The sequence below is a fragment of the Curtobacterium aurantiacum genome (assembly GCF_018598555.1).
GTDB classification, from domain to species: domain Bacteria; phylum Actinomycetota; class Actinomycetes; order Actinomycetales; family Microbacteriaceae; genus Curtobacterium; species Curtobacterium aurantiacum.
In genome coordinates this window covers 137306-159312 of sequence record NZ_JAHEWN010000007.1, presented here as the reverse complement: position 1 = coordinate 159312, position 22007 = coordinate 137306, and the positions used below count along the sequence as shown (strand labels likewise).

Annotated in this window: 23 protein-coding genes, 1 tRNA gene and 1 riboswitch; of the genes, 10 read left to right on the top strand and 14 right to left on the bottom strand. The window is 70.2% G+C overall.

The window, feature by feature from the left end; translation table 11 throughout:
- The first annotated feature begins 50 nt into the window (after positions 1-50).
- Complete coding sequence (locus KK087_RS08600; protein ID WP_214564837.1) at positions 51-923, top strand: NAD(P)H-binding protein; 873 nt, start codon at positions 51-53, stop codon at positions 921-923.
- A gap of 43 nt (positions 924-966) precedes the next feature.
- On the opposite strand, the gene KK087_RS08595 is transcribed toward KK087_RS08600, so the two are convergent.
- Together KK087_RS08595 and clpS are read right to left on the bottom strand one after the other, a co-directional pair.
- Entirely contained in the window at positions 967-1440 is a 474-nt protein-coding gene (locus tag KK087_RS08595) for a DUF2017 family protein (RefSeq protein WP_214564836.1), read from the bottom strand.
- Positions 1437-1742 carry an ATP-dependent Clp protease adapter ClpS gene (gene clpS / locus KK087_RS08590; protein ID WP_214528782.1) on the bottom strand — a complete coding sequence of 102 codons (306 nt, stop codon included), beginning with the start codon at positions 1740-1742 and terminating at the stop codon, positions 1437-1439. Before clpS ends, KK087_RS08595 begins: the two co-directional genes overlap by 4 nt.
- 38 nt (positions 1743-1780) lie before the next feature.
- A riboswitch (ZMP/ZTP riboswitch) is annotated at positions 1781-1865 on the top strand.
- A 96-nt stretch (positions 1866-1961) separates the two neighbouring features.
- Here clpS and glyA point away from each other — a divergent pair.
- The 3 genes from glyA (at position 1962) to KK087_RS08575 (ending at position 4769) form a co-directional block, all read left to right on the top strand.
- Positions 1962-3239, top strand: a complete 1278-nt coding sequence (glyA, locus tag KK087_RS08585) for a serine hydroxymethyltransferase (RefSeq protein ID WP_214564850.1) — start codon at positions 1962-1964, stop codon at positions 3237-3239.
- Positions 3236-4171, top strand: coding sequence for a tetrahydrofolate dehydrogenase/cyclohydrolase catalytic domain-containing protein (locus tag KK087_RS08580; protein WP_214564835.1), 936 nt, complete (start codon positions 3236-3238; stop codon positions 4169-4171). The genes glyA and KK087_RS08580 overlap by 4 nt, the downstream gene beginning before the upstream one ends.
- Before the next feature lie 148 nt (positions 4172-4319).
- The gene (locus KK087_RS08575) at positions 4320-4769 is read left to right on the top strand and encodes a hypothetical protein (protein WP_214564834.1); all 450 of its coding nucleotides are present in this window, start codon (positions 4320-4322) and stop codon (positions 4767-4769) included.
- A gap of 149 nt (positions 4770-4918) precedes the next feature.
- Here KK087_RS08575 and galK read toward each other — a convergent pair whose 3' ends face one another.
- Positions 4919-6058 (bottom strand): galactokinase, encoded by a 1140-nt coding sequence (galK, locus tag KK087_RS08570; protein WP_214564833.1) that lies wholly within the window; start codon positions 6056-6058, stop codon positions 4919-4921.
- The gene (gene galT, locus KK087_RS08565) at positions 6055-7152 is read right to left on the bottom strand and encodes a galactose-1-phosphate uridylyltransferase (RefSeq protein WP_214543296.1); all 1098 of its coding nucleotides are present in this window, start codon (positions 7150-7152) and stop codon (positions 6055-6057) included. The genes galK and galT overlap by 4 nt, the downstream gene beginning before the upstream one ends.
- Before the next feature lie 64 nt (positions 7153-7216).
- On the opposite strand from galT, the gene KK087_RS08560 reads away from it, so the two are divergent.
- Together KK087_RS08560 and KK087_RS08555 are read left to right on the top strand one after the other, a co-directional pair.
- The gene (locus KK087_RS08560; RefSeq protein ID WP_214528777.1) at positions 7217-8071 is read left to right on the top strand and encodes a DeoR/GlpR family DNA-binding transcription regulator; all 855 of its coding nucleotides are present in this window, start codon (positions 7217-7219) and stop codon (positions 8069-8071) included.
- Complete coding sequence (locus KK087_RS08555) at positions 8068-9000, top strand: aldose 1-epimerase family protein (protein WP_214564832.1); 933 nt, start codon at positions 8068-8070, stop codon at positions 8998-9000. The genes KK087_RS08560 and KK087_RS08555 overlap by 4 nt, the downstream gene beginning before the upstream one ends.
- An 89-nt stretch (positions 9001-9089) precedes the next feature.
- Here KK087_RS08555 and KK087_RS08550 read toward each other — a convergent pair whose 3' ends face one another.
- The 4 genes from KK087_RS08550 to KK087_RS08535 form a co-directional block, all read right to left on the bottom strand.
- The gene (locus tag KK087_RS08550; RefSeq protein WP_214528775.1) at positions 9090-9410 is read right to left on the bottom strand and encodes a hypothetical protein; all 321 of its coding nucleotides are present in this window, start codon (positions 9408-9410) and stop codon (positions 9090-9092) included.
- Between the two features lie 176 nt (positions 9411-9586).
- Entirely contained in the window at positions 9587-10423 is an 837-nt protein-coding gene (locus KK087_RS08545; protein WP_214564831.1) for an SGNH/GDSL hydrolase family protein, read from the bottom strand.
- 126 nt (positions 10424-10549) lie between these two features.
- A tRNA-Lys gene (locus tag KK087_RS08540) sits at positions 10550-10622 on the bottom strand.
- Positions 10623-10675: 53 nt separating this feature from the next.
- Positions 10676-10837, bottom strand: a complete 162-nt coding sequence (locus tag KK087_RS08535) for a DUF2207 domain-containing protein (protein WP_138801981.1) — start codon at positions 10835-10837, stop codon at positions 10676-10678.
- Between the two features lie 127 nt (positions 10838-10964).
- Between KK087_RS08535 and KK087_RS08530 the strand changes: the two genes are divergently transcribed.
- The 3 genes from KK087_RS08530 (at position 10965) to KK087_RS08520 (ending at position 13610) form a co-directional block, all read left to right on the top strand.
- A complete protein-coding gene (locus KK087_RS08530) occupies positions 10965-11594 on the top strand; it encodes a hypothetical protein (protein ID WP_027466634.1) in 630 nt (209 codons plus the stop codon).
- A 544-nt stretch (positions 11595-12138) separates the two neighbouring features.
- Positions 12139-12738, top strand: coding sequence for an ECF RNA polymerase sigma factor SigK (sigK, locus tag KK087_RS08525; protein WP_056071845.1), 600 nt, complete (start codon positions 12139-12141; stop codon positions 12736-12738).
- A complete protein-coding gene (locus tag KK087_RS08520) occupies positions 12735-13610 on the top strand; it encodes an anti-sigma factor (protein WP_214564830.1) in 876 nt (291 codons plus the stop codon). Before sigK ends, KK087_RS08520 begins: the two co-directional genes overlap by 4 nt.
- Before the next feature lie 186 nt (positions 13611-13796).
- Here KK087_RS08520 and pstB read toward each other — a convergent pair whose 3' ends face one another.
- From pstB to KK087_RS08490, 6 genes are all read right to left on the bottom strand, one after another.
- Positions 13797-14576: a phosphate ABC transporter ATP-binding protein PstB gene (pstB, locus tag KK087_RS08515; protein WP_214528772.1), complete on the bottom strand. Its 780-nt coding sequence runs from the start codon at positions 14574-14576 to the stop codon at positions 13797-13799.
- A gap of 49 nt (positions 14577-14625) precedes the next feature.
- A complete protein-coding gene (gene pstA / locus KK087_RS08510; protein ID WP_214528771.1) occupies positions 14626-15711 on the bottom strand; it encodes a phosphate ABC transporter permease PstA in 1086 nt (361 codons plus the stop codon).
- A gap of 13 nt (positions 15712-15724) precedes the next feature.
- Entirely contained in the window at positions 15725-16675 is a 951-nt protein-coding gene (gene pstC / locus KK087_RS08505; RefSeq protein WP_214528770.1) for a phosphate ABC transporter permease subunit PstC, read from the bottom strand.
- Positions 16676-16842: 167 nt separating this feature from the next.
- Positions 16843-17949 carry a phosphate ABC transporter substrate-binding protein PstS gene (locus KK087_RS08500; RefSeq protein ID WP_214564829.1) on the bottom strand — a complete coding sequence of 369 codons (1107 nt, stop codon included), beginning with the start codon at positions 17947-17949 and terminating at the stop codon, positions 16843-16845.
- Between the two features lie 379 nt (positions 17950-18328).
- Positions 18329-19276: an NUDIX hydrolase gene (locus KK087_RS08495; protein ID WP_214528768.1), complete on the bottom strand. Its 948-nt coding sequence runs from the start codon at positions 19274-19276 to the stop codon at positions 18329-18331.
- A complete protein-coding gene (locus KK087_RS08490) occupies positions 19273-21438 on the bottom strand; it encodes an RNA degradosome polyphosphate kinase (RefSeq protein WP_214528767.1) in 2166 nt (721 codons plus the stop codon). Before KK087_RS08490 ends, KK087_RS08495 begins: the two co-directional genes overlap by 4 nt.
- Before the next feature lie 207 nt (positions 21439-21645).
- Here KK087_RS08490 and KK087_RS08485 point away from each other — a divergent pair, with 207 nt between their 5' ends.
- A complete protein-coding gene (locus KK087_RS08485) occupies positions 21646-21927 on the top strand; it encodes a hypothetical protein (protein ID WP_017888088.1) in 282 nt (93 codons plus the stop codon).
- Positions 21928-22007 lie beyond the last annotated feature (80 nt).

Below are 22007 nucleotides of genomic sequence, written 5' to 3'. Positions count from 1 at the left end.
CTGGTATCAGGAAACTGATACCGGGTGGGCGACCTGGAGGAGGAGCAGACATGGGTGAGATCGTGGCGGTCACGGGCGTGACCGGGGACGTCGGCGGCAAGACGGCGGAGCTGTTGCGGGCGGCAGGGGTGACGGTGCGAGCCGTGGTCCGACGACCCGAGCAGGTCGACGCGCTCCGGGCGCGGGGCATCGACGGCCGCCTGGCCGACCTCGGCGACGAGGACGCCCTCACCGCGGCGCTCGAGGGGGTCGACCGGTTCTTCCTCGTGACGCCGGTCAGCCAGCGGCAGCGGGAGCAGGGGGCCGCCGGTGTCCGCGCGGCACAGCGGGCCGGGGTCGCCCGGATCGTGCAGCTGTCGGGTGGGGACGCCGCCGAGCACTCCCCCATGTCGTGGGCGAGCGCCGCCTGGCACACCGACCGGCTGGTGCGCGCGAGCGGCCTGGCGTGGACGATCCTCCACCCGTCGTCGTTCATGACGAACGTGCAGCCCTCGGCGCAGGCGATCCGTCGGGGATGGTTCCCGCACACCACGGGCCGCGGGGTGATCGGCTGGATCGACAGCGAGGACATCGCCCGGACGGCCGCGCGGGTGCTCACCGAGGACGGCCACGACAGCACCGAACCGGTGCTCACCGGACCGGACCTGCTCGACGCGCGGGGTGTCGCCGCCGCGCTCACCGCAGGGCTCGGGCGACCCGTGCGCGCCCTGCACCTGCCGAGCCGCGTCTACGCCGGTGTGCTGCGCCTGAGCGGGGTGCCCGCCTGGCAGGCCGAGGGACTCCGGCAGCAGTTCGGTCGGGTCGTCCGCCGCGGACTCGACGGCGTCGACGTGATGAGCGACGACGTGCAGCGCATCACCGGCACCGCACCGCGGAGCCTGACCGACTGGGCGCGAGCCCACCGCGACGACCTGCTGGGGTGACCCGTCGCGCCGGAGGCGATCCGGGCCTCCAGGCCGTGGACCGTCAGCGCGACGTGAGCGTGACGACCAGGTGTTCCTGCACGTAGCCGAGCCAGTCGTAGACGTCGCGCAGGCCGACGCCCGCGTCGGCCTCGACCGAGCGCTCCTCGTCGTCGGCGTCCTCGATGCCGAGCCGGTCGGCGATGGTCAGCCGGAGGTCCGTGAGGGTGCGGAGCCACGCCTGCTCGTCCTCGACGTCCAGCGAACCGTCGCGGGCACCCGTCAACCAGTCGTGGACGATGCCCGCGTTCGTGGTCTTCTGCGTGAGGAGGTCCGACTTCGTGTACTTCCGGAACTCCGCGCTCGCATCGTCGTCACCGGGGTAGGCGTCGGGGAACATCCGCTCGGTGACCGGGTCGGCGGACAGGTCGCCGTCGAGGACCTGGCGCAGCTGCTCGGTGAGGGACGTGAGCAGGTCGCGCTCGCCGGAGGACAGGCCGAGGTGCACGCCGTCGGCGCGGCGGACGAACGGGATCACGCTTCGGGGGCCTTGTCGACGGTCGCCTGCAGGCCGTAGCCGTGCATGGACTGCACGTGGGCCTCCATCGATTCACGCGGTCCCGACGCCACGATCGCCCGACCGTCGTCGTTCACCTGGTGCATGAGCCGCTCGGCGTGCTCGCGCGAGAACCCGAAGTGCTGCTGGAACACGTAGGTGACGTAGGACATCAGGTTCACCGGGTCGTCCCACACCACGGTGACCCACGGAGTGTCCGCCCGCGCACTGGTCCGTTCGTCCGTGGTGGTCCGTTCGTCCACGTCGGGCGAGAGCAGCGTCATGCATCCAGGGTGACACAGGGCGGGGTCGCTCGGTACGATCGTCACGTCGCGACTGGCGTTGGATGGGTCACCATCAGGGAGCGACAAAGACACGGTGCGCGGCCGTACGCCTGGGCTGCACCGACCGACCGTCCGAGTGCGACCAGCTGGTCGTCCGCACACCGTAGGAGTCCCGTGTCCATTGCCGATCTGCCCCCGTTCGTCTCCGATTCGGACGAGGTGGCCGAGCAGGCCGCCGCCCGCGCCGCGTTCAACGCCCCGCTCACCGAGGTCGACCCCGAGATCGCCGCCGTCCTGCAGCAGGAGCTCGGCCGCCAGCGCGACACCCTCGAGATGATCGCGTCCGAGAACTTCGTGCCGCGTGCCGTGCTCGAGTCCCAGGGCTCCGTGCTCACCAACAAGTACGCCGAGGGCTACCCGGGCAAGCGCTACTACGGCGGCTGCGAGTACGTCGACGTCGCCGAGCAGCTGGCGATCGACCGCGCCAAGGCCCTCTTCGGTGCCGAGTACGCCAACGTGCAGCCGCACTCCGGCGCGACGGCGAACGCGGCCGTCCTGCACGCCATCGCCTCGGCCGGCGACACGATCCTCGGCCTCGAGCTCGCCCACGGCGGTCACCTGACCCACGGCATGAAGCTCAACTTCTCCGGCCGCATCTACAACGCCGTGGCGTACGGCGTCGACCCCGAGACGTTCGAGGTCGACTACGAGGACATCCGCGCCAAGGCCATCGAGCACCAGCCGAAGGTCCTGATCGCCGGTTGGTCCGCCTACCCGCGCCAGCTCGACTTCGCGAAGTTCCGCGAGATCGCGGACGAGGTCGGCGCCAAGCTCTGGGTCGACATGGCGCACTTCGCCGGCCTCGTCGCCGCTGGTCTGCACCCGTCCCCGGTGCCGCACGCGCACGTCGTGTCGTCGACGGTCCACAAGACCCTGGGCGGCCCCCGCTCGGGCATCATCCTGTCGAACGACGAGACCCTGTTCAAGAAGCTGAACTCCGCGGTCTTCCCGGGCCAGCAGGGCGGCCCGCTCATGCACGTGATCGCCGCCAAGGCCACCGCGTTCCTGCTCGCCGGCACCCCCGAGTTCAAGGACCGTCAGGAGCGCACCATCCGCGGTGCCCAGGCGCTCGCCGCCCGTCTGACCGCCGACGACGCCAAGGCCGCGGGCATCGACGTGCTCACCGGCGGCACCGACGTGCACCTGGTGCTCGTCGATCTGCGCACGTCCGAGGTCGACGGCAAGCAGGCCGAAGACCTGCTGCACGAGGTCGGCATCACCGTGAACCGCAACTCCGTGCCGTTCGACCCGCGCCCGCCGATGGTCACCTCGGGTGTCCGCATCGGCACCTCGGCGCTGGCGACCCGCGGCTTCGGCGACGCCGAGTTCACCGAGGTGGCCGACATCATCGCGCTGACCCTCATGCCGAACCCGGACGTCGCAGCGCTCTCGGCCCGGGTGAAGGTCCTGACCGACGCGTTCCCGCTCTACGCGTGAGCGGTTCGGTCAGCGCGGCGCTCCCGCGCGAGCTCTGGGCCGGTGAGGGCAGTGCCGTCCGCATCGACGGTACCGCCCTCGCCGCCCGGACCCTCGATGAGCTCCGGGGCCGGATCGACCGCCTGCACGAGCACGGTATCCGTCCGGGTCTCGGCACGATCATGGTCGGCTCGAACCCGGGCTCGATGTCGTACGTCGCCGGCAAGCACCGCGACTCGGCGTCGATCGGGCTCGACTCGCACCGCATCGACCTGCCCGAGACCGCGTCCGCTGCAGACATCCGTGCCGCGATCCTGCAGATGAACGACGACCCCCGGGTCACCGCGTTCATCGTGCAGCTGCCGCTGCCGCAGGGCATCGACCCGACGCCGATGCTCGAGCTGATGGACCCGGCGAAGGACGCCGACGGTCTGCACCCGACGAACCTCGGCGAGCTCGTGCTCGCCGTGCCCGGTGGTGCCGGCACGATCGACGCACCGCTGCCCTGCACTCCGCGGGGCATCGTCGCGATGCTCGACGCGTACGAGATCCCGATCCGGGGTTCGCACGTCACGATCATCGGCCAGGGGCTGACCGTCGGCCGGCCGCTCGGCCTGCTGCTCACGCGGCTCGAGGCCACTGCGACCCTGACGCACTCGCTGACGGCCGACGTCGCCGCGGAGTGCCGTCGTGCCGACATCATCGTCGCCGCGGCCGGGGTCGCCGGGTTGGTCAAGCCGGACTGGGTGCAGCCCGGTGCGGCCGTCATCGACGTGGGGATCACCCGCGTGGTCAAGGAGGAGACCGGCAAGGCCAAGCTGCACGGCGACGTCGACCCCGCGGTCGCATCGGTCGCGGGCTTCCTGTCGCCGACCCCCGGTGGCGTCGGGCCGATGACCCGCGCGATGCTCATGAAGAACGTCGTCGAGGCCGCGGAACGCCAGCTGTCGTAGCCCGCGGGCGTGCGCGGCGGCGGTCGCTCACGTGGCGCTCGCGGGTGGTCGCTCGCGTGCCGATGGTGTGCAGCAATGGTCGGGTGGCGGCATCGCACCCGACCATTGCTGCTCACGAAGTGCACTCCGCCGGTGCTACGGTCGCGGCATGGGGGACGAACGACTGCAGACGACGCCGGTGATGCAACCCCGGCCCGAGCCGTCGCAACTGACCAAGGACGCCCGGTGGCTGATCGTCATCGTGGCGATCTGCGTGCTGTTCCAGGCGCCGGGTTCGAGCTGGTCGACGACCTTCGTGCACGCTGGCCAGGAGTACACGTTCACGTCGAGCCCCTGGTCCGTGTGGACGCTCGCGACGGTGGGGTTCGCGGTCATCGGGTTCGTCGTCGCGATCGCCCGCCGTGGTGCAGCCCGCTTCGACGAGCACACCGTGATGGGGCTGACCCTGGCCGCCGTGCTCGGGACGACCGCCCTGGTATGGCTGCTCATGCCGGCGCAGACCGCGTGGGTGGAGTGGGCCGTGGAGCACGGGCGGACGCATCCGTTCGTGCTCGGGAACGTCGTGGAGCACGTGCGGTACGCGGACTCCCTCGGCTGAGCCGGCGGGCGCGGCCGTTCTTTCGCGCTGAGCGACAGTCCACGGGCTGATCGCCGCGTGGCCTGTCGCTGAGCGCGAAACGTCGGGCGGCCGAGCGGCCGAGCGGCCGGGCGACCACGCCCCCGCGCCGCACCCGTCAGTCGAACCCGTCAGTCGCGCCGGGCGCCCTGCGCGGCGTGCACCGTGAACACGTTCGGCTCGCGGTAGCCGGCCTCGGCGAAGGCAGCGGTGACCGCGGCGGTGATCGCACGCCGCGATTCCTGGTCGACCAGCGCGATCGCCGCACCGCCGAACCCGCCACCGGTCATGCGGGCACCGACGGCACCGTGCTCGACGGCGGTCGCGACGGCCAGGTCGAGCTCCGGCACCGAGATCTCGAAGTCGTCGCGCATCGACTCGTGCGACGCGACGAGCAGCGAACCGATCGCCCGGGGGCCCTGTTCGCGCAGCGTGCGGACGGTGTCGAGGACGCGCTGGTCCTCGGTCACGATGTGCCGCACACGACGGAAGGTCTCGTCGTCGAGGAGTTCCTGCGCACGGGGCAGATCCTCGACGCTGACGTCACGCAGGGCCTCGACGCCGAGCACCTGCGCACCCTTCTCGCACGAGGCCCGACGAGCCGCGTACCCGCCGGTCGCGTGGGCGTGCTCGACACGGGTGTCGATCACCAGCACCTCGAGCCCGTTCGCCTCGAGCGCCAGGTCGACGACGGCGGTGTCGAGCGTGCGGCAGTCGAGGAACACGACGGCGTCCTGCTCGCCGAGCAGCGAGGCGGACTGGTCCATGATGCCGGTGGGGGCACCGACGGCGTGGTTCTCGGAGTACTGCCCGACGCGCGCCAGGGTCTTCCGGTCGAGGCCGAGGCCCCACAGGTCGTTGAACGCCAGGGCGACACCGCACTCGATCGCGGCACTGGACGACAGGCCGGCGCCGACGGGCACGTCGGACTCGATGAAGACGTCGAACCCGGTCTTGCCGGTCAGATCGGCCCCGGCCTGCTCGCGCAGGGCCCACGCGATGCCGAAGACGTACGCCGACCAACCGTCCATCGCGTCGGGCGTGAGCTCGTCGAGGGACAGCGCCACCGGGCTGCCCGACTCGTCGAAGGCCGAGGCCACGCGGATCGTGCGGTCGTCGCGCTGCGCGATGGACGCGGTGGTGCGACGGTCGATCGCGAAGGGCAGCACGTAGCCGTCGTTGTAGTCGGTGTGCTCACCGATCAGGTTGACGCGACCCGGGGCGGAGTACCGCACCGTCGGCTCGTACCCGTAGACCTGCTGGAACGTCATGCGCGCTCGACTCCCTGTCGGATGAACTCGGCCGCCTTCTCGGGAACGAGGTCACCGATCCAGGCGCCCATGGCGGCTTCGCTGCCGGCCAGGAACTTCAACTTGTCCGCCGCACGTCGCGGCGAGGTGATCTGCAGCATCAGCCGCACGGTGTCGCGGGCGGTGTGCACCGGAGCCTGGTGCCACGCGGCGATGTACGGGGTCGGGTCGCCGTAGAGCGCGTCGAGCCCGCGGGTGAGCCGGAGGTGCATGTGTGCCAACTCGTCCTTCTCGGCGTCGGTCAGGCCGGCGAAGTCGGGGACGTGGCGGTGCGGCAGCATGTGGATCTCGATGGGCCAGCGCGCGGCGAACGGGACGAAGGCGGTGAAGTGCTCGCCGGCGAGGACGACCCGCTCGGAACCGCGCTCGTTCGCGAGGTGCTGCTCGAACAGGTCCGGCCCGAACCGCTCGATGCTCGCGAGCAGGCGCTGGGTGCGCGGCGTGATGTACGGGTACGAGTAGATCTGCCCGTGCGGGTGGTGCAGCGTGACGCCGATCGCCTCGCCCCGGTTCTCGAAGGGGAACACCTGCTGGATGCCCGGCATCGCGGAGAGTGCGGCGGTTCGGTCGGCCCATGCCTCGACCACCGTGCGGGCGCGCGACTCGGAGATGGAGGCGAAGGACCCGGAGGTCTCGGGCGAGAAGCACACGACCTCGCACCGGCCCACGGAGCGGAGTTCGCGGTTCAGGCCGACGTCGCTCAGGGACTCGAGCGATTCGGGTGCGTCATCGGCTTCGAGCAACGGGCCGAACGACGGCGACCGGTTCTCGAACACCGCGACGTCGTAGCGGCTCGGGATCTCCGAGGGGTTCGCCGCACTCTGCGGCGCGAGCGGGTCCTGGTCGGCCGGCGGCAGGAACACCCGGTTCTGCCGGGATGCAGCGATCGACACCCACTCGCCGGTCAGGACGTCCTGCCGCATGCGCGCCGTCTCCGGCCGCGGGTCGAGCACGCGCTGGTCGATGCTGCGTTCCGCCGGCAGCGTCGAGTCGGCGTCGTCGAAGTAGATGAGGTCGCGGCCGTCCGCGAGCTTCGTCACGCGCTTGGTGATCACCGGAACAGCCTAGCGCCCATCCGAAGCGTTGCGAAAGACGTCGGAAGCAAGCGAAACTGAGCACATGACGGACGCCGACCTCTCCTTCCTCGCCGGCGCACTCCCGGCACCCCTGCGCCAGGACCGCATCGTCACGATCGTCGAGGGTGCCCCCGGCATGGTCCGGACCGCCGCGTTGGCAGCGTCGCTCGGCACCAGCGAGGTGACGGTCCGCCAGGACCTCGCCGTCCTCGACCAGGAGGCCCGGATCCGCCGGGTGCACGGGGGTGCGGTCCGCCTCGGGGCCGGGTCCACCGAGCGCCCCTTCGAGGAGACCGCCGTCGAGCACCAGGTGGCCAAGGCCGCCATCGGCCGCGCCGCGGCGGCGCTGGTGCGGTCGGGGGAGTGCGTCGTGCTCGACGTCGGCACGACCCCGGCTGCCGTCGCCGAGGCCCTCGTCGCCCGGACCGAGCTCACCGGCGTGACCGTCGTCACGAACTCCCTCACCACGGCCCTCACGCTCGAGCGGGCCGTCCCGCGCTTCACCGTGATCGTCACCGGCGGTACGCTCCGGCCCCTCCAGCACTCGCTCGTCGCCCCGTTCAACGGTGCCGTCCTGCCCATGATCGCCGCGGACCTCGTGTTCCTCGGCGGCACCGGTCTCGACGTCGACCACGGCCTGACGAACGTGAACCTGCCCGAGACCGAGGCGAAGCGGATGCTCGCAGGGACGGCCCGGCGTACGGTCGTGGTCGCGGACGGGTCGAAGTTCGGCCGGGCCCACATCGGGGTCGTCCGCGCGCTCGAGGACATCGACGTCGTCGTCACCGCCGAGGCCGACGCCGCCGCGGTCGCCACGATCCGGGCGGCCGGGGCCGAGGTGATCGTCGCCGACGGCGAGCACCGCACCGAACCAGCCGGAAGGAAGAACACCCCATGACCGCAGCACCCACGGGTGGCCAGTACCGCCTCCACCACGCCGGACCCGACGGGGTCGTCGAAGCCGTGGTCACCGAGGTGGCCGCGGGCATCCGCGAACTCCGCGTCGCCGGCTTCGACATCACCGAGCCGTTCCCCGTGACGGAGCAGCCGCCCGGCGCGAACGGCATCGTCCTGGCACCCTGGCCGAACCGCGTCGCCGGCGGCGCGTGGGAGCTCGACGGCACGCGCCAGCAGCTCGACATCTCGGAGCCGAAGTACGGCAACGCCTCGCACGGCCTGCTCCGGTTCGCGCCGTACCGAGTGGTGTCGCAGACCGCGACCTCGATCCAGCAAGAAGCGACGATCCACCCGCAGCACGGCTGGCCGTTCACCCTCGAGACCCGCGTGACGCACGAACTCGTCGACGACGGCATCCGCGTGACGCACGAGATCACGAACCGCTCCGGCGTCCGTGCACCCTTCGCGGTCGGCGCCCACCCGTACCTGCGTGCCGGTGACACCCCCGCCGAGGACCTCGTCGTCACGCTCGACGCCGCGACCGCGTTCACGGTCGACGAGCAGAAGGTGCCGAACGGGTCGGTGCCGGTCGAGGGCACGCCGTACGACCTGCGGCAGGGGCGACGTGCCGGTGACTCCGACCTCGACACCGCGTACAAGGACGTCACCCCGGACGAGGACGGGGTCCGCCGCACCACGATGCACGGGCCCGAGGGCGACGGGGTCGAGCTCTGGCAGGACGCCTCGTTCCCCTACGTGCAGGTCTTCACCTCACGCGAGTACCCGCGCGCGGACGGCAAGGGTCTCGCCGTCGCGGTCGAACCCATGACGGCACCCGCGAACGCCCTGAACTCGGGCGAGGGTCTGCGCTGGCTCGAGCCGGACGAGACCTGGACCGGTTCGTGGGGGATCCGTCGCGTCTGGTCCTGACGACCCCGGTCGGCGCCACCGCTGACACGAGGAAGGCCCCGCCGGGTGTCCGGCGGGGCCTTCTGCGTTCGTGTGGGACGCCGGGAGCGTCAGCCGCGGCGCATGCGGAGCGCTTCGACGGCGAGGGACTCGGTCGCGTACCGGCCGACCTCCTGCGCCCACGCCGGGTCGTCCCCGCGGAGTGCGATGAAGTCCTTGCGCTGCCGGCAGACGTAGCCGAGCACGGCGGTGGCCGTCGCGACCTCGATGAAGTCCTTGCGGATGTGGCGGGTCGTGACCTGGGCGTTGCGGCGGAGCGTGTCGAGCAGGAGCTCGTTGCTCATCGTCGTGTTGGTCGCTGCTGCGAGCTCGACGATGCGGCGCGCGTCACCGGTGGTGCTGGTCTGCGTGGCTTCGATGGGCTCGATCACGGTGTACCCCGTTCGTTCGTGGTGGTGCGGTGCTGCAGGATCCGGTGATCGGATCCGGGAACGACACTATCGGCGGCATCCCAACAGTCCGCTGAGGATGGACTGTGGTGGGCAGGGGATCTGCCATGAGCCCGCTGGGGAGGGGTTGTACCCCGTTCAGGACCGGGCGGTGTCCCTCAGACGCACCGGGTGCTGCCGGCGGGTGCGGCGAGGACGTCGAGGGACTCGCTGACGCGGTCCGCCAGGTACTGGTACCCGGCGTCGTTCGGGTGCCCGCCGTCCACCGCGGAGTACCCCGGGCTGTTGGTCCTCGTGAACCACCGGCCGGCGAGGGCGTCGATGTAGGGGACACCGGCCGAGGCCGCACCGGCGGAGACCGACGCGGCGACACCGACGGTCGAGTTCGCCCACGGGAGCGGGGCGGAGGGGCCGAGCGCGACGACGACCGCGTCCGGCCAGGTCTGCTGCGCCGTCCGGAGGGTCCGCTCCACCGTGGCGCGGAGGGTGTCCGCGTCGACGAGCCAGTCGTTCTGGCTGCCCTGCACGATGACGAGCTGGGGGTCGAACGACGCGTGCCGCTCGATGCGGGGACCGTACGTGTAGTGCGACGAACCGGTCCGGCCCGTGTCGACGTAGCCGGTGCCCGGGTAGCCGTCGATCTTTGCCGTCCACCCGCGGTCCTCGCTGAGGTCCTGAGCCCATCCGCGGACGCCGCTGGCCGAGCCCCGACCGGAGGTGTACGAGTCGCCGACGATCAGGACGCGCGCCCCGGGCTCGATCGCTGCGGCGACCCGGTCGGCCGAGACCCCGGGGGCCGCGACGGCCGAGGCGGAGGTCGACGAGGACACGGGCTGGCAGGCGCTCGACACGGTCGGCAGGATCAGCAGCAGCCCGGAGACCCCGAGGGCCATCGCGCCGAGGGCGAGTGCCGGGACGAGCCTGCGGCGGCGTCGGCGCATCGTCGCCGGGCCGGTGGGGGTGCCCGGCCGCTCGCGCTGCGATCGTCGGCCCATCCGTCGCATTCTAGACAAGAGAGCGACGCGAGACTGGGAGGCTGGCGTTCCCGGTTCGGGAAGGTGTGGGCCCCGTGGGGCTCGAACCCACGACCCTCGGATGAAAAGCCGGTGTTCAGGAAGGTGTGGGCCCCGTGGGGCTCGAACCCACGACCCTCGGATTAAAAGTCCGGTGCTCTACCAACTGAGCTAGAGGCCCTCACCCGCAAGGCTAGCGGGTGAGGGCCTCTGGGACAGAACCTTGCGGACGGGTCAGCCCCGGCGTCCGGTGAGCGAGCGCAACAGCCACGCGATGACCGCGATGACCAGCAGCACGATGCCCACCCAGAGCAGGAACTTCAGGCTCGCGGCGAACCCGCCGACGAACAGCAGGATGACTGCGATCACAGCCAGGATGATGAGCAGGGCGTTCATGGAAGATCCTCTCCTTCACGTGCAGGGAGGAGCGCCTCCCTGCCGCAACACGGTACGCGTGGCGCAGCCGTTGCGTTCTGGGCGAACGGACCGCGGGCGTGTCACCGGCCGCGCCTACACTGCTGCGGTGCCTCGCGATCACCACCGTCCCGTCCACTTCACCGACGCCGAGTTCGCCGCCATCCAGGGCGGTGAGGACCCGGCGCTGGTGAACCGTGTCGCGCACGAGACCGCGAACGCCCTACTGCACCGGGTGCGCGAGGACCCGGACCCCGCCGTGGTCGAGCGGCTCGTCACCTACACGGACGTGCACGGCATCGACGCCATCGCGGAGCTGTGGGCACGGGTCGGGGCGCACACCCTGCCCGGGGCGCTCTGGCGGGTGTACCTGGTGCGCATCGTGATCCGGCAGAACCCGGAGGAGATCGCGTACCTGTTCGAACGGGGCACCGCGCAGATCGGTACGATCGACCAGGCCGTCGCGGGTGCCGAGGAACCGACGGGCCCTGCGGAGATCCTGACGCTCGCCGACCGGATCCTGCACGGCCTCTACACGGGTGACCTCGCGGTGGCGCTCGACCGCGGGGCGTCGTTCTGCCGGCTGACCGCCGCCGGTGCGACCGCCGTGGCGGACGAGTCCGACCTGGTCGCGTCCGAGCGCGCGAGCGAGCTGACGACGCGGGCGCTCCGCCTGACGGAACTCGCGGCCGACCTGACCGAGGCGGCGGCGCTCTGGCGTCGCGACAGCCTGGACTGAGCGGGCGGCGGGGCGGACCCGCACCGCGCCTCCAGGCCGACTTCCGCAGCGGAGGACCGGGACGCGATCGCGTCCGGGCATGAAAAGACCGGGCCGCAGAAGCGCCTCTCGGCGCGAGGCCGCTCGAAGCGGCGAATTTTGGAGCCCGGGGCTTGCTGCGGCCCGGCGAGGTCAAGTCTACGAGACGTCGGCTGATCACTCGACCCTGTTCACTCATGGTGGACAGAACCGGCCCCGGGCGTGCCAGCGAGCGTGCCGGCGCGGACCCGGCGGACGGCGCGTCGCGAGCCCGCCAGCAGGCGCCCGCCGCGCCCATCCCGCCGAGAAATCCCGATCCGCGCCCAATCCACAGCGGGGACCGCGCCGAATCATCTGCGTGACGGACGGAATGCCCGTCACGAAGCGAGAGGCCCGGCGTGACCCGGACCGGCACCGCCGGTCAATTCCCTGTGGGTCACGCCGGCCCCTCGTCTCGACCGCCCATGCGGAGGCTTCGTGCTATCCGCCTGGTCAACGAAAGCAACCGAGAGGAGGGAAACCTGCAATGCTTGCCCTCGTGGATAGCGACACCGAACGCTGGAGCTCGTCAGAGCCAGCTCAGGCATCGCCGGACGACCTCCTCGCCCGGGTCGCCTCCGGTGACCAAGCCGCCTTCGCGGACCTCTACGACGCACTGTCCGGCCGGGTCCTCGGTCTGATCACGCGGCTCCTCCGGGACCGCGCGCAGTCGGAAGAGGTCACGCAGGAGGTCTTCCTGGAGGTCTGGCAGCAGGCCACCCGCTTCGACCGGAAGCGCGGTACCGCCGCCAGCTGGGTCCTCACCATGGCCCACCGCCGAGCGGTCGACCGGGTCCGGGCCTCGCAGTCCTCGCACGACCGCGACACCAAGATCGGCATCCGCGACCTCGAGGCTGGTTTCGACCAGGTCTCCGAGTCCGTCGAGATCCGCATCGAACACGAGCGCGTCGGCCGAGCGCTGGCGAAGCTCACCGAGTTCCAGCGGCAGGCCGTGCAGCTCGCGTACTACGGCGGCTACTCGCACAGCGAGATGGCCGAACACCTCGGTGTCCCCATCGGCACCGTCAAGACCCGTCTCCGTGACGGGATGATCCGACTCCGAGACGAGATGGGGGTGACCTCATGACCGAACGCCACGACGACCCCGCACTGATGACGGGATCCCACGCACTCGACGCGCTGTCCGACGACGAGCGCGCGCTCCTCGAGGACGCCCTCCGGACGTCCCCCGAGCTGCAGGCCGAGAACGACTCCCTGCGCGAGACCGCGCTGCAGCTCGCCTACGCCGTCGCACCGATCGAGCCCCCCGCGTCGCTCAAGGCGTCGCTGCTGGCCCAGATCGCGACCATGCCGCAGGCTGCGCCCCTCGCCGACAGGACGGTCGACCAGACCCCGGTCGCCGAGACCACCTCCGTCCAGGAGGCCCGCCCCGAGCCCGCCAGGCACGTCGCCTCGATCGCCGACGGCCCCACCGCCGGTGGCCGGGCATCGTCCGAGGCTCGCCGCCGCTGGTTCCAGCGTCCGGCGGTCATGCTGACGGCCGCAGCTGCCGTCGCCGCGGTCTTCTTCGGCGGACTCGGCGTCGGATCGATCTTCGACCCGAACGGCTCCGGCACCGGCACGACGCAGGCCTCGAGCGGCCTCGACCGCATCTACGCCGCCTCGGACTTCCAGCGCACGACGACCAAGGTCGAGGGCGGCGGTTCCGCGACGGTCGTGTGGTCGAACGACCTCGGCAAGTCCGCGGTGATCCTCGACGGTGTCGAGCAGGCGCCGAAGGGCAAGACGTACGAACTCTGGTACATCGGCTCCGAGGAGCAGGGCGGCACCATCAAGTCGGCCGGCCTGGTCGACGGTGCGGCCGACGGTGTGCACTCCGCCGTGCTCGAGGGCGCGATGTCCGAGGGCGCGACGATCGGCATGACGGTCGAGCCCGAGGGCGGTTCCGAGCAGCCCACCACCTCGCCGATCATGGCGGTCCCCACCACCACGGCCTGACGCCTCGGCGGTCCTGCTGGATCGCCACCGACGCAGAACGACGAAGCCGCTGTCACACGACAGCGGCTTCGTCGTTCTGAGTCCGCACCAGGGCGGTCCCACGCAACCACGAAGGCCCGGTGCGCGTCCGTGGCGGACGTGCACCGGGCCTCCAGGCCGTCCGTCAGCGCGACGGACGGATGCCGATCAACCGAAGCGACCCGAGACGTAGTCCTCGGTCGCCTGCACGGACGGGTTCGAGAAGATCGTCGCGGTGTCGTCGAACTCGATGAGCTTGCCCGGCGCACCGGTACCGGCGATGTTGAAGAACGCCGTCTTGTCGCTGACGCGCGAGGCCTGCTGCATGTTGTGGGTCACGATCACGATCGTGAACTCCTTCTTGAGCTCCTCGATCAGGTCCTCGATGGCGAGGGTCGAGATCGGGTCGAGGGCCGAGCAGGGCTCGTCCATCAGCAGCACGTCCGGCTCGACCGCGATCGCGCGGGCGATGCAGAGACGCTGCTGCTGGCCGCCGGACAGGCCCATGCCGGGCTTGTCGAGGCGGTCCTTGACCTCGTTCCACAGGTTCGCGCCCTGCAGCGAACGCTCGACGATGTCGTCGGCCTCGGAGCGGGAGACGCGCTTGTTGTTGAGCTTCACGCCGGCGAGCACGTTGTCCTTGATCGACATCGTGGGGAACGGGTTCGGGCGCTGGAAGACCATGCCGACCTGACGACGGACGAGCACGGGGTCGACGCCGGCGCCGTACAGGTCGTCGCCGTCGATCTTGACCGAGCCCTCGACCCATGCGCCGGGGATGACCTCGTGCATGCGGTTCAGGGTGCGGAGGAAGGTGGACTTGCCGCAGCCGGACGGGCCGATGAAGGCCGTGACGGTGCGGGGCTCGATGGTGATGTCGACACCCTCGACCGCCTTGAACTTCGAGTAGTAGACGTTGAGGCCGTCGACCTCGATGCGCTTGGACACGTTGATCCTTCTGGGTGGGTGGTGTCGCTGGTTCCGCGGGGGCGGAGGGTCAGCGGCTGAGCTTGGGGGCGAAGAGACGGGTGATGAACCGGGCGAGCAGGTTGAGCAGCATCACGATCAGGATGAGCACGAGGGCCGCGGTCCACGCCCGGTCGACGAACGGCACCGGGTTGGCGCCCTGCTGGGAGTACTGCGTGTACGCGTACACCGGCAGGGTCATCATCGGGTCCCGGAACAGGTTGTAGTTCATGCTCGCGGTGAAGCCGGCCGTGACGAGCAGCGGGGCGGTCTCACCGATGACGCGGGCGATCGAGAGCATCACGCCGGTGGTGATGCCGGCGAGGCTGGTGGGGAGCACGACCTTGAGGATGGTGAGGTACTTCGGCACCCCGAGGGCGTACGAGGCCTCGCGGAGCTCCATCGGGACGATCTTCAGCACCTCTTCGGTGGAGCGCACGACGATCGGGATCATCAGCACCGACAGGGCGACCGAGCCGACCAGGCCGAAGCGGGCGCCCGGGCCGAGGAAGAGCGCGAAGAGCGCGTAGGCGAACAGACCGGCGACGATCGACGGGATGCCCGTCATCACGTCGACGAAGAACGTGATGCCCTTCGCCAGCGCGCCGCGGCCGTACTCGACCAGGTAGATCGACGTGAGCAGCCCGATCGGCACCGAGATGAGCGCCGCGAACAGCGTGATCTCGAGCGTGCCGATGAGCGCGTGGACCGCGCCGCCGCCCTCGGAGATGACACCGCGCATCGAGTACGAGAAGAAGCTCGCGTCGAAGCGGGCGAACCCCTTGGCGATGACCGTCCAGAGCAGCGAGACCAGCGGCAGGACCGCGATGACGAACGCCGTGATGACGAGGGAGGTGACCAGCCGGTCGACCGCCTTGCGGCCACCTTCGACGATCCGCGAGATGACGACGATGAGGACGTCGAACAGGACCGTGCCGAGGAAGATCGCGGCGACGACGTTGAAGTCCTTCACCGCGCCACCGGCGTTCAGCAGGGCGAAGACCAGGACGAGGGCGACCCAGCTGCCGACGAGCAGCAGCCACGGGACGGAAGCGTGCAGCTTGCCGTTGGCGTAGACGTTGCCGGCGGTGCCGGTCGGACGGAGCGCGAGGGACATCGGGTGCGACCTCTCAGCTGACTCGGCTGCGGACGATGTACCGCGCGAGCATGTTGATGACCAGGGTGATGACGAAGAGGATCAGACCCGACGCGATGAGCGCGTTCAGGGCCGTGCCGGATGCCTCGGCGAACTGCAGGGCGATGTTCGCGGCGATGGTCGAGGGGTTCTGCGACGTGAGCATCTGGAACGTGACGTTCGTCGAGACGGACAGGACCAGGGCGATCGCCATCGTCTCGCCGAGGGCACGACCGAGGCCGAGCATGATCGCGGAGACGATGCCGGACTTCGCGAACGGCAGGACCGACAGGCGGATCATCTCCCAGCGGGTCGCGCCGAGGGCCAGGGCCGCTTCCTCGTTGAGGGTCGGCGCCTGCAGGAAGATCTCACGCATGACGGCCGTCATGATCGGGATCGCCATGACGGCGAGGACGATCGAGGCGGTGAGGATCGTGCGGCCGGTGCCGGACACCTGGCCGGAGAACAGCGGGAACCAGCCGAGGTACTCGTTCAGGAACCCGTAGAAGGGCTTCACCAGCGGGGCCAGCACGGCGATGCCCCAGAGGCCGTAGACGACCGACGGCACGGCGGCCAGCAGGTCGATCACGTAGCCGAGCACCGGTGCGAGTCGACGCGGTGCGAAGTGCGAGATGAAGAGGGCGATCCCGAGGGAGAGCGGCACGGCGATCACGAGCGCGATGAGCGCGGACCAGACGGTGCCGAACACCAGGGGACCGACGTAGTCCCAGAAGTTCGTGGCGCTGCCCGGCAGCTCGCCGACCTTGGCGGAGAAGGCCGGGATGCTCTGCCAGACGAGGAACGCGGCGACGAGCACGAGCACGAAGAGGATGAGGCCGCCGGCGATGACCGAGGCGGCGGAGAAGACGCGGTCGCCGACGCGGACGACGGCCTTCGGCTTGATCGGGGTGACGGTGGCCCCTGGCTGGGCCGGTGCGGTCGTCATGGGTACTCCTGTCGGAGGAACGCCGGGGGAGGCGACGGGTTCTGGGGTGGTGGTGCGGTGTCCGGGCCGTGGGCCCGGACGGGTGCGCGTCCGGGTGGGTCCTGGACGGCTGAGTGCCCGGACGCCGGTCAGGTGGGTGGGACCGGCGTCCGGGCGCTCAAGGGGTGTTACTTGATGGACTCGACCGCAGCCTTCGCCTTCTCGGCGAGCTCGGACGAGAGGGCGGCCGACTTGGCCTCCTTCGCAGCGGCGTCCTGAGCGGCGCTCGAGACGACGTAGTCGAGGTAGCCCTTCACGAGCTCGGCCTTGTCGGCCTCCTTGTACTCCTGGCACGCGATGGCGTAGGAGACGAGGACCAGCGGCCAGGCGCCGTCAGCGGTGTCCTTGCGGTCGATGTCGATCGCGAGGTCGTTGTCCTCACGGCCCGACGCGATCTCGGAGTCGGCGACGACCTGCGCGGCACCCTCGGCCGAGAGCTCGGTCGCCTTGTCGCCGACCATCAGCTCCGCGCGGTCGAGGTCGCCCGCACCGGAGTCGTCGATGTAGGTGATGGCGTTGGTGGCGCTGCCCATCGCGGAGGCGACACCGGAGGTGCCCTTCGCGCTGTCACCGACCGAGTACGGGAAGGTCTGGCTGGGCTCTTCGGTCCAGACGTCAGCAGCGTTCGCGGAGACGTACTCCGAGAAGTTCTGCGTGGTGCCCGAGTCGTCGGAGCGGTGCACGACCGTGATGTTCTCGCTCGGCAGCTTCGCGTCCTTGTTCAGGTCGGCGATCTGCGAGTCGTCCCACTTGGTGATCTTGCCCGAGAAGATGCCCGCGATGGTCTTCGCGTCGAGGGTCAGGTCGCTGACGCCGTCGACCTTGTACGCGATGGCGATCGGGGAGATGTAGACGGGGATGTCGATGCCCTTGGTGTCCGCCTTGCAGGACTCGAAGGTGCCCGAGAGCTCCTCGTCCTTCAGCGCGGCGTCGGAGCCGGCGAAGTCCGCGGCACCCGACATGAAGTTCTCGCGGCCAGCGCCGGAGCCGTCCGGCGTGTAGTTCACGGTGACGCCCGAGGCCTCGTTCTGGAAGCCGGCGGCCCAGGTGGCCTGCGCGGTCTGCTGTGCGGACGAGCCGGAGCCGGTCAGGGTGCCGGAGAGGCTCGAGTAGTCGTTACCGCTGGTGGAGGAGGACTCGGTGGTGCCCGCGTCCTCGTTCGCCGCGCACGAGGAGAGCACGACTGCGCCGGCGATCGCGATTGCTGCGATCGAACCGATTCGCTTGATGTTCACAGGGGTCCCTTCGGGAATGGAATGCAGTGGGACCACTGCGGTCCCTGGGCCGGTGCCGACCCGGGAGCGACTGTAGGGACGCGAGGTGACGGGGATCACGCGCGTTGGTGAACGGGAGGTGAACGAGGGGTTGTCCCCGTCGGGGCGGCGTGCGCCGCACCCGCGCGGGGAGCAGGATCGGGGGCATCGTGCCTGCGTTCGGAAGATGCGGACGCATGGTCGTCATGAGGCGGTCGGGAGGCGGTCGGGAGGCCCGGATCGCCTTCCCGGGCGCGGCGCGGTCCGGCGTGCGGCAGGGTTCCCCGCCGTGGTCCGGTTTCCGAGTGTGGTCGGGTTTCCGGGTGGGGTAGCGGCCCGCTCCGGCTGAGGGCCGGGACGCCTACGCCGGGATGGTGTTGCGGTGGGTCTCGACGGCGACGAGGGTGTCCCCGGCGATGTGCATGACGGAGAAGTCCCCGACCGACAGCATCGCGGCACGGCGCAGGTCGAAGCGGCCGGAGTCGTCGGCGGTCGCGGTGGCGATCCGGGCGATGATGTCGGGCAGCACCGGGCCGTGCGAGCAGAGCACGGCGGTCTTGCCCTTGTCGAGCCGGCGCCGGACCACGCCCTTGACGTCGGCGGCGCCGCGGTCGTGGGCGTCCTGGCTGATGTCCGGGGTGGTCGAGACCCCGAGCTTGGTCGTCGCCGACAGCGGTTCAACGGTCGCGAGGCACCGCGCCGCCGTGCTGCTCACGATCTTCTTCGGCCCGAAGGCAGCGATCGGGGCCGCGGTGGCCTTGGCCTGCGAGCGGCCGACGGGCAGCAGCGGACGGGTGGCGTCGGGGCCGTCCCAGTCCGAGCCGGGCACGGTCTTCGCGTGGCGCAGGGTGATCAGGGCGAACGTGCGGTGCTGCCCGGCCGCGGCGCGTTCGGCGAACCGGTCGAGGATCGCGACGTCCCGCTCGTACGTCAGGCGGTTGCGGGCGTCGTCGATGGTGACCCACTCGAGCGCCGCGACCTCGTGGTTCGGGGTGAAGGCTCCGGCGCGGGCGTACTCCTTCGCCGAGACCCGGGCTGCCCAGTAGTGCACGACCTTGTCGCGGCCGTTCGGCAGCACGTACTCGGCGGTGCCGAGCGGTGCGCCGAGGTGCACGCGGTACCCGGTCTCCTCGTCGATCTCGCGCACGGCCGTCGTCGGGACGGCCTCGCCCGGGTCCACCTTGCCCTTGGGCAGGGAGACGTCCTTGTGGTGGTCGCGGTGGATGAGCAGCACGAGGGGTGTGCCGTCGTCTTCACGCCAGACGACCGCACCCGCAGCGACGACGGGACCCGAGGGACCGGCGCTCACCGAGTCGAGCGCTTCCGGGCCGAGATCTTCCGCATGGTCACATTCTGCACGTCCTCGAGCGGGCGACCCGCATCGTCGGTGGAGTGCCGTGTCCACTCCCCGTCGGACTCCAGGTGCCAGGAGCTGGCGGTGTCGGCCATCGCCAGGTCGAACATCTCCTGCACCTCGTTGATGTGGTCCGGAGCGACCAGCCGCACGAGTGCCTCGACGCGACGGTCGAGGTTGCGGTGCATCATGTCGGCGCTGCCGATGAACACGGCCGGGTCGCCGTCGTTGTGGAACGCGAACGCGCGGGAGTGCTCGAGGTAGCGGCCGACGATGCTCCGCACCCGGATGGTGTCGCTGACGCCTTCCATGCCGGGCTTGAGGGAGCAGATGCCGCGCACCCAGACGTCGATCGGCACCCCCGCCTGGCTCGCCAGGTAGAGCGCGTCGATGATCTGCTCGTCGACCATCGAGTTGACCTTGATCCGGATGCCCGAGGGCTTGCCGGCCCGGGCGTTGGCGGCCTCGGTCTGGATGCGCTTGAGCAGGCCCTTCCGCAGGTGGAGCGGCGCCACGAGCAAGCGCTTGAACTTCTTCTCGATGGCGTAGCCGGACAGCTCGTTGAACAGGCGGGTGAGGTCCTTGCCCACCGTGTCGTCCGAGGTGAAGAGGCCCATGTCCTCGTAGATGCGCGAGGTCTTGGGGTTGTAGTTGCCCGTGCCGATGTGGCTGTAGTGCTTGAGCGTTCCGCCCTCTTGCCGGATGACGAGCACCAGCTTGGAGTGCGTCTTCAGCCCGACCAGGCCGTAGACGACGTGGACGCCGGCCTTCTCGAGCTTGCGGGCCCAGGTGATGTTGTTCTGCTCGTCGAAGCGGGCCTTGATCTCGACCAGGGCGAGGACCTGCTTGCCCGCGGCCGCAGCATCGATGAGTGCTTCGACGATGGGGCTGTCACCCGAGGTGCGGTACAGCGTCTGCTTGATCGCCAGGACGTTCGGGTCGGCCGCGGCCTGCTCGAGGAACGCCTGCACACTCGTGGCGAAGGACTCGTAGGGGTGGTGGACCAGGACGTCGTTCGCCTTGATCGCGCGGAACAGGTCGGGCTTGGTGTTCGGCTCGCCCGGCTGGAACTGCACCGGGGTCGTCGGCACGTGCTTCGGGTAGTGCAGGTCTGGACGGCTGATCTTCGAGATCTCGAACAGGCCGCCGAGGTCGAGCGGCGACGGCAGCCGGAACACTTCTTCCTCGGTGATGTCGAGCTCTCGCACGAGCAGGTCGAGGGTCACCGGGTCCATGTCCTCGGTGATCTCGAGACGGATCGGCGGACCGAACCGGCGGCGCAGGAGTTCGCGCTCGAGGGCCTGGATGAGGTTCTCGGCCTCGTCCTCCTCGATCTCGACGTCCTCGTTGCGGGTCACGCGGAACACGTGGTGCTCGAGGACCTCCATCCCCGGGAACAGGTCGTCGAGGTGGTTCGCGATGAGGTCTTCGAGCGGGATGAAGCGCATCCGACCGGAGTGGTCGTCCGGGAGCTTGATGAAGCGGGAGAAGTTCTGCGGCACCTTGAGGCGAGCGAACTCCTGCCGCTGCGACTTCGGGTTGCGGACACGCACCGCCAGGTTGAGCGAGAGCCCGGAGATGTAGGGGAACGGGTGCGCCGGGTCGACCGCCAGGGGCATGAGCACCGGGAAGATCTGCTCGTTGAAGTACTCGCGCATCCGCTGCCGGTCGGCCTCGTCGAGGTCGGACCAGTGCTCGATGTGGATGCCGGCGGCGTCGAGGTCGGGCTTGAGCGACCCGATGAACGCCTGGGCGTGACGGTCCTGCAGCTCGTGGGCCTTCTTCGCGATGTCACGCAGGACGTCGCTGGGCGCACGACCGACGTTGGTCGGGACGGCGATGCCGGTGTCGATGCGGCGCTTCAGGCCGGCGACGCGGACCATGAAGAACTCGTCGAGGTTGGACGCGAAGATCGCCAGGAAGTTCGCCCGCTCGAGCAGGGGCTGCGTGCGGTCCTCACCCAGTTCGAGCACGCGCTGGTTGAAGCGCAGCCAGCTGAGCTCGCGGTCGAAGTAGCGGTCCGTCGGCAGCGACTCGTGCTCGATCTCGATGACCTCGTCGAAGTCGTCGAGGTCGGGTGCGACGGATTCGCCGTCGAGCTGCGGTTCGGTGTCCATCCCCACATCCTGCCACCCGGCCCCTGCTGCCGGAGGGGCCCCGGTGGCCGCTGTGGAAACCGGCGGTGAACCGTCGGGGTGTGGAGGAACGGTCACGAAATACCGACGGTGACATCTGCCCAGGGTTGTGGGTATGGTGGGCCGTGTCAGAGCCTCCGGGGGGATTCCACTGCGCGGGGGTGCAGCTACGAATGAAAGAGGTTCATCATGTCGCGTGTCCTTTCGACCGAGCAGGCCAAGACCGCCATCCGTCAGGTCCAGTCGATCGTCAACGGTGGTTTCACCGACCAGATCTCCCAGCTCGACGCCCAGGGCCGGATCCTCTCCGACTCGAACGTCTGGGACGGCCCGCTCGCGGCGACGTTCCGTGGGTCGACCTGGCCGGAGACCAAGGCCGCCCTCGACAAGGCGAAGACCGAGCTCGAGCAGCTCCGCACGCAGCTCGACAAGATCTCGCAGGACATCTTCACCGCAGGTGGCGGCGCGTAAGCACCAGCCTGTTCCCGCCCGGACCGTCGCACTCGCGGCGGTCCGGGCGTTCGCGGTCGGTGGGGCCGCTTCACCAGCAC